This is a genomic window from Mesorhizobium sp. M7A.T.Ca.US.000.02.2.1, assembly GCF_003996995.1.
In the GTDB taxonomy this organism is placed as follows: domain Bacteria; phylum Pseudomonadota; class Alphaproteobacteria; order Rhizobiales; family Rhizobiaceae; genus Mesorhizobium.
Map to the genome: position 1 here is coordinate 1 of NZ_RZTT01000164.1, position 12,353 is coordinate 12,353.

At 64.1% G+C, this 12,353-nt stretch carries 10 protein-coding genes; 3 read left to right on the forward strand and 7 right to left on the reverse strand.

Annotated elements, in window-relative coordinates; translation table 11 throughout:
* Nucleotides 1–80: 80 nt before the first annotated feature.
* A complete protein-coding gene (locus EOD15_RS16960; RefSeq protein WP_023811424.1) occupies nucleotides 81–1,358 on the reverse strand; it encodes a 4-aminobutyrate--2-oxoglutarate transaminase in 1,278 nt (425 codons plus the stop codon).
* 247 nt (nucleotides 1,359–1,605) lie between these two features.
* Here EOD15_RS16960 and EOD15_RS16965 point away from each other — a divergent pair, with 247 nt between their 5' ends.
* From EOD15_RS16965 to EOD15_RS16975, 3 genes are read left to right on the forward strand one after another with little or no spacing between them, the layout of a single operon-like run.
* The gene (locus EOD15_RS16965) at nucleotides 1,606–2,745 is read left to right on the forward strand and encodes an efflux RND transporter periplasmic adaptor subunit (protein WP_127408656.1); all 1,140 of its coding nucleotides are present in this window, start codon (nucleotides 1,606–1,608) and stop codon (nucleotides 2,743–2,745) included.
* The gene (locus tag EOD15_RS16970; protein WP_127319793.1) at nucleotides 2,742–3,821 is read left to right on the forward strand and encodes an efflux RND transporter periplasmic adaptor subunit; all 1,080 of its coding nucleotides are present in this window, start codon (nucleotides 2,742–2,744) and stop codon (nucleotides 3,819–3,821) included. The genes EOD15_RS16965 and EOD15_RS16970 overlap by 4 nt, the downstream gene beginning before the upstream one ends.
* On the forward strand, nucleotides 3,818–6,913 hold the full coding sequence (locus tag EOD15_RS16975; protein ID WP_127319791.1) for an efflux RND transporter permease subunit: 3,096 nt from the start codon (nucleotides 3,818–3,820) through the stop codon (nucleotides 6,911–6,913). The genes EOD15_RS16970 and EOD15_RS16975 overlap by 4 nt, the downstream gene beginning before the upstream one ends.
* 12 nt (nucleotides 6,914–6,925) lie before the next feature.
* On the opposite strand, the gene EOD15_RS16980 is transcribed toward EOD15_RS16975, so the two are convergent.
* The 6 genes from EOD15_RS16980 to EOD15_RS17005 form a co-directional block, all read right to left on the reverse strand.
* Complete coding sequence (locus tag EOD15_RS16980; protein WP_127319789.1) at nucleotides 6,926–7,264, reverse strand: hypothetical protein; 339 nt, start codon at nucleotides 7,262–7,264, stop codon at nucleotides 6,926–6,928.
* Between the two features lie 45 nt (nucleotides 7,265–7,309).
* Nucleotides 7,310–8,059: an ABC transporter ATP-binding protein gene (locus EOD15_RS16985; protein ID WP_027161778.1), complete on the reverse strand. Its 750-nt coding sequence runs from the start codon at nucleotides 8,057–8,059 to the stop codon at nucleotides 7,310–7,312.
* Nucleotides 8,056–8,889 carry an ABC transporter ATP-binding protein gene (locus EOD15_RS16990; protein ID WP_127319787.1) on the reverse strand — a complete coding sequence of 278 codons (834 nt, stop codon included), beginning with the start codon at nucleotides 8,887–8,889 and terminating at the stop codon, nucleotides 8,056–8,058. The genes EOD15_RS16985 and EOD15_RS16990 overlap by 4 nt, the downstream gene beginning before the upstream one ends.
* On the reverse strand, nucleotides 8,886–9,812 hold the full coding sequence (gene nikC, locus EOD15_RS16995) for a nickel transporter permease (protein WP_127319785.1): 927 nt from the start codon (nucleotides 9,810–9,812) through the stop codon (nucleotides 8,886–8,888). Before nikC ends, EOD15_RS16990 begins: the two co-directional genes overlap by 4 nt.
* Nucleotides 9,813–10,110: 298 nt before the next feature.
* Nucleotides 10,111–11,178, reverse strand: a complete 1,068-nt coding sequence (locus EOD15_RS17000) for an ABC transporter permease (RefSeq protein ID WP_127319783.1) — start codon at nucleotides 11,176–11,178, stop codon at nucleotides 10,111–10,113.
* Between the two features lie 18 nt (nucleotides 11,179–11,196).
* Nucleotides 11,197–12,353: ABC transporter substrate-binding protein (locus EOD15_RS17005; RefSeq protein WP_148129565.1), on the reverse strand; the 1,157-nt coding region annotated here is incomplete at its 5' end.

Sequence of the window (12,353 nt, forward strand, 5' to 3'; positions counted from 1 at the left end):
AAGCAGGGGGGTGGGGGTCTGCGCAAGGCTCCCCCACCCGGACCTTCGGTCCGACCTCCCCACAAGGGGAGGGTAGAAGTTCAGGCGGCGCAGACTTCGCGGATCGAGCTTTCCAGGATGTCGAGTGCTTCGTTCATGACCTCGTCCTGGATGGTGATCGGCGCCAGGAAGCGGATGACGTTGCCGTAGACACCGCAGGTCAGCAGGATCAGGCCCTTGTCGAGCGCCTTCAACCGGATCGCATTGGCGATCTCGGCCGACGGCAGGCCCTTCTTGACGTCGTTGAACTCGACCGCATTCATGAAGCCGAGGCCTCTGATGTCGACGATTTCGGGCACGTCGTCGCGGATCGACTGCAGCCGCTGCTTCAGCCTTGCGCCCAGCGTGTTGGCGCGGTCGCACAGGTTTTCGTCCTCGATCACGTCGAGCACGGCGTGCGCGGCGGCAACACCGATCGGGCTGCCGCCATAGGTGCCGCCGAGCCCGCCGGGGCCGGGCGCATCCATGATTTCGGCGCGGCCAGTGACCGCGGCCAGCGGGAAACCGCCGGCCAGGCTCTTGGCCATGGTGGTGATGTCGGCGGCCACCTCATGGTGATCCATCGCAAACATCTTGCCGGTGCGGGCAAAGCCGGTCTGCACTTCGTCGGCGATCAGCAGCATGCCGTGCTGGTCGCAAAGCTTGCGCAGCGCAACCAGGAAATCACGCGGCGCGTCGTAGAAACCGCCTTCGCCCTGAACCGGCTCGATGATGATGGCTGCGACGCGGGCCGGATCGACATCGGCCTTGAACAGCCGGTCGAGCGCGGCCAGCGAGTCGGCGACCGAGACACCGTGCAGCGGCACCGGGAACGGCGCATGATAGACGTCGCCCGGCATGGCGCCGAAGCCGACCTTGTAGGGCACGACCTTGCCGGTAAGCGCCATGCCCATGAAGGTGCGGCCATGGAAGCCGCCGGCGAAGGCGATGACCGCCTGACGGCCGGTGGCATTGCGGGCGATCTTGATGGCGTTCTCTACCGCCTCGGCCCCGGTGGTGACGAAGATCGTCTTCTTCTCGAACTTGCCAGGCAGCATGCCGTTCAGCCGTTCGGCCAGGCGCACATAGCTCTCATAGGGCACCACCTGGTGGCAGGTGTGGGTGAAGCGGTCGAGCTGTGCCTTGACCGCCTCGATCACCCTGGGATGGCGATGCCCGGTGTTGACGACGGCGATGCCCGACGAGAAATCGATATAGCGGCGCCCCTCGACATCCCAGATTTCCGAATTTTCAGCCCGGTCGGCATAGATCTGCGTGGTCATGCCGACGCCGCGGGAAATCGATTGGTTCTTGCGTTCGGAAATGGCTGAATTCTTCATCGTATCCTCACCGGGCCGGCGCCCGTCCTGTTTGATGCCGTTGAGACGTCTTCTGACCTTATTTCACGTTTTCCTCAAGTCGGCACCACCGGCAGGCGATTGGGCCTGCGACAGGTGGATCCCGGCGCTTAACCAGTTGCCCGATACACGTACGACACCGGTTTCCTTTTCCCGGGGATCGACTATCCTCCAGATATCCGCGAGGTCTCGCGATCCGCGCTAGCCGCCCACGGGGCTGGGGGAGTCCATGAGCAGGAACGCGACATCGTCCGTCTCGCGGCCGTCGGTCAAAACCCCCTGCCTGTTTTCTTGTCCGATCGCCTCGGTGCTTTTCGCTTGCACGGCGGCTCTTCTGCTAACCGGCTGCCAGAAGCAGGAGGCGGCGGACAAGAAATTGCCGGTCATGGTGCGCACCGAAACCGTGGCGATGGCCGACTATGCGCCGAGAACCTCGCTGACCGGGGTGATCGCGGCGCGTACGCTGAACAATCTGTCGTTCCGGGTCGGTGGTCGCGTCGCCGAACGGTTTGTCGATGTCGGCCAGCATGTCGGTCAAGGCACGGTGCTCGCCCGGATCGATCCGCAGGAGCAGGAATCCGATTTGCGCTCGGCGCAGGCCGATCTCGACGCGGGACAGGCGCAATTGACCCAGTCCGCCGCCGCCTTCGAACGGCAGAAGACGCTGCTCGCCCAGGGTTTTACCACCAGGCGCGATTATGACGCCGCGGACCAGGCCCTGAAGGTGGCACAAGGCAGCGTCGAAGCCGCGCAGAGCGCTTTCTCCAACGCCCAGCAAAACCTGTCCTTCACCGAGCTCAAGGCCGGTGCCGCCGGCGTGATCACCGCCCGCCAAGTCGAAACCGGCCAAGTGGTGCAAGCCGCGCAAACCGTCTTCACCGTCGCCGAGGACGGTGACCGCGACGCCGTGTTCAACGTGCAGGAGACGCTGATCGCCAAGGCACCGGCATCGCCTGCGGTGACGATCACGCTGTTGTCCGATCCGCAGGTCAGGGCGACGGGCAAGGTCCGCGAAATCTCGCCTGCGGTCGACCCGGCTTCGGGCTCGATCCGGGTCAAAATCGCCATTCCCGACACGCCCGCCGGCATGCCGCTTGGGGCAGCCGTCATCGGCACGGTAAGCGCCAAGCCGGCGAAGGCGATCCTGCTGCCTTGGCAGGCGCTGACGTCCAGCGGCGGCAAGCCGGCGGTCTGGATCGTCGATCCCTCGACCAAGGCAGTGACGATGGCGCCGGTCGAAGTGCTGGCGTTCAATTCGGGCACGGTCGTGATCGCCAAGGGGCTGGATGCGGGCCAGAGCGTCGTCACCGCTGGAGGACAGCTGCTCAGCCCTGGACAGACGATCGAGATATCGGGAGCGGGCCAATGAGCCGGACGCCACGCATCCTGCTCGGCGTGCTCATGCTCGGCGCGCTGGCATCCTGCTCCAAGTCGGAGGAAAAGCCGCCCGAGATCGTCCGACCGGTGCTGTCGATGGTGATCGAGCCGCGCACCACGCAAATCTTCGGTTTTGCCGGATCCGTCGAACCGCAGGTCAGCGCCGACCTGGCCTTCCGCCTGCTTGGCCGGGTCGTCTCGCGCGACGTCCAGGTCGGCGACATCGTCAGCAAGGGCACGACGATAGCGGCACTGGATCCGGCCGCACTGGAGTTGGGCCTCCAGGCGGCCAAGGCGGAACTGTCCAATGCCGAGGCGCAGCTCGCCAACGCCGCCGCCAGCGAGGAACGGCAGCGCCAGTTGCTCGCCTCGGCCAACGCCACGCAAGCTGTCTTCGATGCCGCGCAGCAGGCGCGCAAAGCCGCGGAGGCAGGTGTCGAGCGGGCCAAGGCTTCGCTTGCCAAATCGCAGGAACAGCTCGGCTATGCCAGGCTGTTCTCTGATTTCGACGGTGTCGTCACCGCGGTCGGCGCCGAAGTTGGCCAGACGGTCTCGCCCGGCCAGACCGTCGTCACCGTGGCGCGTTCGGACCTGCGCGAGGCGGTGGTCGACATTCCCGATCAATTGACCGGTGATCTTGAGGCCGGCACGCCCTTCCAGGTGATCCTGCAGTCGCTGCCTACGATCCAGACCGGGGCCAAGCTGCGCGAGATCGCACCGCAATCCGAGGGCTCGACCCGCACGCGGCGCGTCAAGCTGACGCTCACGGATCCGCCACAGGCCTTCCGGCTCGGCTCGACGGTGACGGCGACCCGCGTGACCAAGGTGGCACCGACGATCGAATTGCCCATGTCGGCGCTGTTCGAAAAGAACGGTTCCGCGAAAGTATGGATCGTCGACCCGCAGACATCCAGCGTGAACGCACACGACATAAAGGTCGCGTCGAAGAATGGCGGCACCTTCACGGTGGCCGAGGGGCTGGAGGCCGGCATGCGTGTTGTCACGGCGGGCGTCCACAGCCTGAGCGAAGGCCAGAAGGTGACAGTGCCCGAGGGAGGGGCCTCATGAAAGGCTTCAATCTCTCCGACTGGGCGCTCAACCACCGCTCCATGGTCTGGTATTTCATGCTTGTCTTCGTCGTGGCTGGCGTGTTCTCCTACCTCAATCTCGGCCGTGAAGAAGACCCCAATTTCACCATCAAGACGATGATCATCCAGGCCAACTGGCCGGGCGCCTCGGTCAGGGAAACCGTGCAGCAGGTGACCGACCGTATCGAGAAGAAACTCGAGGAACTCGACAGCCTCGACTACACCAAGTCCGTCACCACGGCCGGCCAGACCGTCATCTTCGTCAACCTGAAGGACACCACCAAAGCACGCAATGTCGTGCCGAACTGGATTCAGGTGCGCAACATGGTCAACGACATCGCGGCGCAGTTTCCGCAGGGGGTGCAGGGACCCTTCTTCAACGACCGCTTCGGCGACGTCTATGGGAACATCTACGCCTTCACATCGGACGGGCTGACGCCGCGCCAGTTGCGCGACTATGTCGAGGACGCCAGAACAAAAATCCTGACCGTGCCCAACGCCGGCAAGGTCGACCTCGTCGGCGCCCAGGACGAGGCGATCTATCTCGAATTCTCGACCCGCCAGATCGCCGCCCTCGGCCTCAACCAGCAAGCGATCGTGGCGAGCCTGCAGGCGCAGAACGCGATCACGCCGTCCGGCGTCATCCAGTCCGGGCCGGAGCGCATCAGCGTGCGGGTCGGCGGGCAGTTCACCTCCGAGGACAGCCTGCGCGCCATCAATCTGCGGGTCGATGACCGTTTCTTCCGCCTCAGCGACGTGGCGACGATCACGCGCGGCTATGTCGATCCGCCTACGGCGCTATTCCGCTTCAACGGCCAGGACGCGATCGGGCTCGCCATCGGCATGAAACCCAACGCCAACCTGCTCGAATTCGGCGAGGCGCTGCACAAGGAGATGGACAAGGTGCTGGCCGACCTGCCGGTCGGTGTCGGCGTGCATCTGGTGGCCGACCAGCCGGTCATCGTCGAGGAGGCCGTCTCGGGCTTTACGCGCGCGCTGTTCGAGGCGGTCGCCATCGTGCTCGCCGTGTCGTTCATCAGCCTCGGCATGCGCGCCGGCTTCGTCGTGGCGCTGTCGATCCCGCTGGTGCTGGCCATCACCTTCACGGTCATGGCCTATCTCGGCATTTCGCTGCAGCGTATTTCCCTGGGGGCGCTGATCATCTCGCTCGGGCTTCTGGTCGACGACGCGATGATCGCGGTCGAGATGATGGTGGCGCGGCTGGAGGTCGGCGACAATCTGCGCAAGGCGGCGACCTATGTCTACACATCGACCGCCTTTCCGATGCTGACCGGTACGCTGGTGACGGTCGCCGGCTTCATCCCGATCGGCCTCAACAACAGCGCCGCCGGCGAATATACCTTCACCCTGTTCGTGGTCATCGCCGTTTCGCTGCTGGTGTCATGGGTCGTGGCGGTGCTGTTTGCGCCACTGCTCGGCGTCACCATCCTGCCGGCGACGATGAAAACCAAGCATCACGACCAGCCTGGCCGCTTCACCTCGCTTTTCCGGCGCGTGCTTGTCGGCTCGGTGCGCCATCACTGGCTGACCATCATCCTCACCGTGCTTTTGTTTGCCGGCTCGATCGCCGGCTTCGGGCTGGTGCAGCAGCAGTTCTTTCCGCCATCGGACCGGCCGGAGCTGATCGTCGACTGGAACCTGCCGCAGAATGCCTCGATCGCCGATACGCGCGACCAGATGGAGCGGTTCGAGCAGCGGGCGCTGGTCGGCAATCCCGACATCGACCATTTTTCGTCTTATATCGGCCAGGGCGCGGTGCGTTTCGTGCTCGCCTATGACGTGCAGCCGGCCAACCCCTATTTCGGCCAGACCGTCATCGTCACCAAAAGCATCGCGGCCCGCAACCGGGTCAAGCCGGCGCTTGAAAAACTGCTGCGCGAGGAGTTCGTCGGCACCGACGCCTTCGTCAAGCCGCTCGAACTCGGACCGCCGGTCGGCCGCCCGGTGCAATATCGCGTCGGCGGTCCCGACATCCAGACGGTGCGCGAACTGGCGCAGCAATTCGCCGGTGTCATCTCCGCCAATCCAAAGCTAGCGGCGCCGACCTTCGACTGGAACGAGCCGCAGCGTGTGCTGAGGGTCGACGTGCTGCAGGACAAGGCACGCCAGCTCGGTATCACCTCCTCCGACATCGCCGGCGCGCTGAACAGTACGGTCGGCGGCGCCACCATCACGCAGGTGCGCGACGCCACCTACCTGATCAATGTCGTGGCGCGCTCGCGTGGGTCCGAACGCGGCTCGATCGAAACCTTGCAGAACATGCAGCTGCCGACCAGTACCGGCGAGGCGATCCCGCTCGCGGCCGTCGCCAACTTCCGCTACGATCTGGAGCAGCCAACGGTGTGGCGACGCGACCGCATCCCGACCATCACCGTGCGCGCCGGACTGGTCGGCGACGTGCTGCCGGCCACCGTCGTCAACGAGTTGAAGCCGTCGGTCGATGCCTTCACCGCCAAGCTGCCGCCGGGCTATTCGATCGCCACCGCCGGCTCGGTCGAGGAGAGCGCCAAAAGCCAGGGACCGATCGCCGCCGTCGTGCCGTTGATGCTGTTCGTCATGGCGACGATCCTGATGGTGCAGTTGCAGAGTTTTCAGCGTCTGTTCCTGGTGGTGGCGGTGGCGCCGCTCGGCCTGATCGGCGTGGTGGCGGCCCTGGTGCCGAGCGGAGCACCGCTCGGCTTCGTCGCCATCCTGGGCGTGCTGGCGCTGATCGGCATCCTGATCCGCAATTCGGTCATCCTGATCGTGCAGATCGAGGATCTCGTCCGGGAAGGCAAGGACCGCTGGGCCGCTGTCATCGAAGCGACGGAACACAGGATGCGCCCGATCGCGCTGACGGCGGCCGCCGCCAGCCTGGCGCTGATCCCGATCGCACGCGAAGTGTTCTGGGGGCCGATGGCCTATGCCATGATGGGCGGCATCATTGCCGGCACGGCGATTACGCTGCTGTTCCTGCCGGCGCTTTATGTGACGTGGTTCAGGATCAAGGAGCCGAAAGCCCAGGAAGAGCCACCCGTGGAGAGCGGCGAACCGGTGCAAGCCCAGACTTAAGGCTTTGGCGGGTCACTCGTTGTCGTTGGAGGGTACGGGGCGTGACTTGGCGCGCCGCCATGGCGACGATTTCGAGGCGCGCCAAGCACGCCAACCTTTCGGCAAATCGGCCAACTCCAGGATGGTTTCATCCAGTTGAACCACCTCTTGCAGGCCTACGAGCATTATCTCGCGTTCATCCCAATCTCGAATGTCGCTACTGTAGAATTGCCAACTGCCACCTTCGTCGTTGTAGCTGTCGTCGTCGTCATCTTCATGCACAACGTATGCGATCCAGTCGCCACGTTTAAATAGGCTCTTGTCCGACAACACCGCGAGATTGGGCGGATCCGCAAATTTCCATTCCTCCACGGGCAGTCCCCAAGATGGTTGTTCGGCGCAAAAGAGAAAACGAATTCAGGCGGTTCTCACAAACCCATCGCTGGCCCGCAAAAGATTGCGCGTATAATCCTTGGTCACGCGGCGTTCGACAAGTTCAGCCGCCGCCAGATTCTCCACCGCCTCGCCGCTTTGCATCACCATCAGCCGCTCGCACATATGGGTGATGATGGCGAGGTCGTGGCTGACCATCAGGAAGGTCAGCTTGCGCCGCTTGCGTACCTCTTCCAACAGGTTGAGCACTTCCGCCTGCACCGAGGCATCGAGCGCCGAGGTCGGCTCGTCGAGCAGCAGGATCGACGGTTCGAGAATGAGTGCACGCGCAATCGCCACGCGCTGGCGCTGGCCGCCGGAGAGCTGGTGCGAATAGCGGAACCGAAAACCGTTGCCGAGGCCGACCTCGTCGAGCGCCCGCTGGATGCGCTTTTCGCCGTCGGCAAAGCCATGGATGGCAAGCGGCTCCTGCAGCAGACGGTCGACGGTCTGGCGTGGGTGCAGCGAGCCGTACGGATCCTGGAAGACCATCTGCACTTCGCGGTAGAAGGCCTTGTCGCGGCGTGCGCCGAGCGTCTTGCCGTTGACGGCGATGCCGCCCGAAGCGACCGGTGCAAGGCCGGCGATGGCCCGCAGCAGCGTCGATTTGCCGGAGCCGGATTCACCGACCAGGCCGAAGGATTCGCCCGGCTGCACGTCGAGGCTGACGCCCTTCAGTGCGCGAAAACGGTCGAAGATCACTTCCAGCCTGTCGACGGCAATCGCGGAAGTCATGCCGCCCACTCCGGCTTGCGGTCGAGCACCGGCAGCGGGTGGCGGTCGGCGCCGATCTTGGGCATGCAATTGAGCAAGCCGCGCGTGTAGGGATGCTGGGCATGGCCGAGTTCGGACGCCTTGAGCTGCTCTACCACCTTGCCGGCATACATGACGATGACGCGGTCGCAGAAGGACGAGACCAGGCGCAGATCGTGCGAGATGAAGATCAGCCCCATGCCGCGCTCACTGACCAGCCGGTCGAGAATGCCTAGCACGTCAAGCTGCACGGTGACGTCGAGCGCCGAGGTCGGCTCGTCGGCGATCATCATTTCCGGACCGGCGATCAGCATCATGGCGATCATTGCGCGCTGGCCCATGCCGCCCGAAACTTCATGCGGATGCAGGTTGAAGACGCGAGAGGGATCACGGATCTGCACCGCCTCCAGCATGGCCAATGCGCGGTCGCGTGCCTCGGCCTTGCCGACCTTTTCATGGGTGCGCAGCGTCTCGACGATCTGGCGGCCGATGCTTATGACAGGGTCGAGCGAATATTTCGGGTCCTGCAGGATCATGGCGATGCGTTTGCCGCGCAGCTTCCGACGTTCGCGCGGCGAGACGCTGAGCAGGTCGATGCCGTCGAAGGCGAGCTTGTTGGCCGATATCCGGGCCTGCGGCGGCGTCAGGCCCATGATGGCGCGGCCGGTCTGCGATTTTCCCGAGCCGGACTCGCCGACGATGCCGAGCCTTTCGCGGCCGAGCGAAAAGGAAACGCCGCGCACCGCCTCGATCAGCCCGGTGCGGGTCGGGAAAGTGACGCGCAGATCATCGACGTCGAGAAGCGCGCTCATTGGTCACCACTACGGGGATCGAGCGCGTCGCGTAGCCCATCGCCAAGCAGATTGAAACCGAGGCTGACGATGAGGATGGCGAAGCCCGGCGCACCGGCCACCCACCACTGGTCGAGCACGAAGCGGCGGCCCGACGCGATCATCGTGCCCCATTCGGGCAGCGGCGGTTGCGCGCCGAGGCCGAGGAAACCGAGCCCGGCGGCGGTCAGGATGATGCCGGCCATGTCGAGCGTCACCCTGACGATCAGGGACGAAATGCAAAGCGGCATGATATGGCGCAGCACGATGCGGAAGGGCGAGGCGCCCATCAGCTGCACCGCCTTGATGTAATCGGAATTGCGCACCGTCAGCGTCTCTGCCCGCGCGATGCGGGCGTAGGGCGGCCATGAGGTGATGGCGATGGCCAGCACCGCATTCTCGATGCCGGGGCCAAGTGCTGCGACAAAGGCCAGCGCCAGGATCAGCTTGGGAAAGGCGAGGAAGATGTCCGTGATGCGCATCAGGATGGCATCGGTCCAGCCGCCGGCATAGCCGGCCACCGTGCCGACCAGAAGGCCGATCGGTGCCGCGATGATGGCGACCAGGATGACCACATAAAGGGTCCAGCGCGAGCCGTAGAGGATGCGCGACAGGATATCGCGGCCGAGATCATCGGTGCCGAACCAGTGCTCGGCGCTCGGCGCCAGCAGGCGCGCGTTCTTCAGGTCGCCGAACGTCGGAGAATAAGGTGCCAGCACGCCGGCAAGGGCGGCAACGACCAGCAGGGCAACGATGATGAGCAGGCCGAGAAAGGCCAGACGGTTGGCGGAAAAGCGCCGCCACGCCACATAGGCGCGACCGAGCCTTGCCTGCATGCGCGAGGCCGGCCGCTCGCTGAGCAGCCAGTCGCGACGGGAGAGAGGGCCGGCGTCGGAGGCGGTCATGACGATGCCTCTTGGTGCTGTCGACCCCCACTCCGGCCTGCTTCGCAGACCACCCCGCTCCCGCTTGACGGGGGAGATGAAAGGCGCCAGGCGTGCGACCGGCTTCTCCTCTCCCCCGGGCAGGGGGAGAGGTGGCCCGAAGGGCCGGAGTGGGGGTGATTGGCCGCAGCTGGAGCAATTCCAGGAAAAGTGTGAAACGGTTTTCCGTCCGGAATTGCGTAAAAACAAGGAGTTAGAGCGGGTCGCCGTTTCCGTGAAACGGTGAACTGCTCTAGGCCCGAAAGTGGAATACCTCTGCTCATTGAACCTTCGTCCTCGGATCGAGCACCCGATACAGCAGGTCGGAGAGGAGATTGATGGCGATGAACACCGAGCCGATGACGATGGTGCCGCCGAGCACCGCATTCATGTCGGCGTTCTGCAGCGAATTGGTGATGTAAAGGCCGATGCCCGGCCACGAGAACACGGTTTCGGTGAGCACCGAGCCTTCGAGCAGCCCGGCATAGGAGAGCGCGATCACCGTCACCATCGGCACCGCCGCATTGCGCAGCGCGTGGCCCCAGATGATGCGGGTTTCCGACAGGCCCTTGGCGCGTGCCGCGACGATGTATTCCTGGGACAGTTCGTTGAGCATGAACGAGCGCGTCATGCGGCTGATATAGGCGAGCGAGAAGTAGCCGAGCAGCGATGCCGGCAGGATGATGTGGCGGAAGGCGTCGTAAAACACGTCCCACTGCCCCTGCATCGCGGAGTCGAGGAGATAGAAGCCGGTGATCGGCGTAAAAGTGTATTCGTAGACGACGTCGAGCCGCGCCGGGAAGGCAACCCATTGCAGCTTGGCATAGAACAGCACCAGCGCCAGCAGGCCGAGCCAGAAGATCGGCACGGAATAGCCGATCAGGCCGATGATGCGCACGATCTGGTCGATGAGACTGCCGCGCTTGACCGCCGCCAGCACGCCGAGCGGCACGCCGAACAGCGCCCCGATAAGCGTTCCCAGCGTCGCCAGTTCGGTGGTGGCCGGCAGCGCCCGGCGAATGTCGGTCATGACCGGATTGGTGGTCAGCACGGAGATGCCGAAATTACCGTTCAGGGCATTTTTCACATAAATGTAGAACTGCTCGATCAACGGCAGGTCGAGGCCCATCTCCCGGCGCGTGCGCTCGACGACATTGGCCGGCGCCCGGTCGCCGAGCACCGCCAGCACCGGGTCGATCGGAATGACGCGGCCGATGAAGAAGGTGACCGCGAGCAGACCAAGATAGGTCGTGATCGCAATGACCAGGAAACGGCCAAGCGATGACGCAATAGCGACGGCGCGGGCGCTGCCACGCCCCGCCGCCACTTCCTTTTCAACCGTGCTCATGCGGCGTGTCCGCGAGCACTATTCCTTGGACACCGGCCCGACGAAATTGCTGTCGAAGCTCGGGCCGAGCGCAAAGCCCTTGAGGTTCTTGCGCAGGCCGGCCACTTCCAGCTGCTGGTGGATGACGACGAAGGGGCTGGTGTCGAGGATTTTCTTCTCGAGATCCTTGTACATGTCAGCGCGTTTACCGGCGTCCTTCTCGAGCAGTGCTGCTTCCGTTTCCTTGGTCAGGTCCGGAATGTCCCAGGCGTTGCGCCAGGCGAGCGTCTTGGACTTGCCCGCATCCGAATTGTCCGGGTTCGAGGCAAAGGTCTGGGCGTTGGAATTCGGGTCGAAATAATCCTGGCCCCACTGGCCGATATAGATGTCGTGGTTGCGGGCGCGATATTTGGTCAGCGTCTGCTTGCCGTCGCCCGGGATGATCTCGAGCTTGATGCCGGCCTGGCCAAGCGTCTGCTGGATCGATTCCGCCATGCCGGTCGTCGGCTGGCCGGTGCGTACGTCCATGGTTACGCTGAAGCCGTCGGGCAGACCGGCCTTGGCCAGCAACTCCTTGGCCTTGGCGACATCGAGCTTGAACGGATTCTCATCCAATTCGCCGAGCACGCCCTTGGGCAGGAAGGTCTGGTGGATTTCGCCGATGCCCTTGAGGATCGTCGAGCTCAGCGCATCGTAGTCTACCAGGTATTTGAACGCTTGGCGTACCTCCGGCTTGGCAAGGTTGGCATTCTTCTGGTTGAGGCTGATGTAATAGACCGTGCCCTTCGGCGCGCTGGTCGAGGTCAGATCAGCATTCTTGGCGATGGCGTCGAGATCGTTCGGCTCGAGATTGCGGGCAACGTCGATGTCGCCGGCTTCGAGCGCCAGGCGCTGGCCCGAGCTTTCCTTCATGTTGCGGTAGATGACGCGGGCAAGTTTGGCCTTCTCGCCGTAGTAATTGTCGTTGCGCTCGAGAACGACTGCCTCATTGGCACGCCATTCGCGCAGCTTGAAGACGCCGGAGCCGGCATAGCCGGTCTTCAGCCAGGCATTGCCGAAATCATTGTCCCATTTGTAGTCGGCGCTCGGCGTCACCGCAGCGACATGTTCCTTGACCAGCTTGGCGTCGACCACCGACGCGACCGTTGCCGACAGACAGTTCAGCACGAAGCTCGGGGCATAGGCCTTGTCGACGG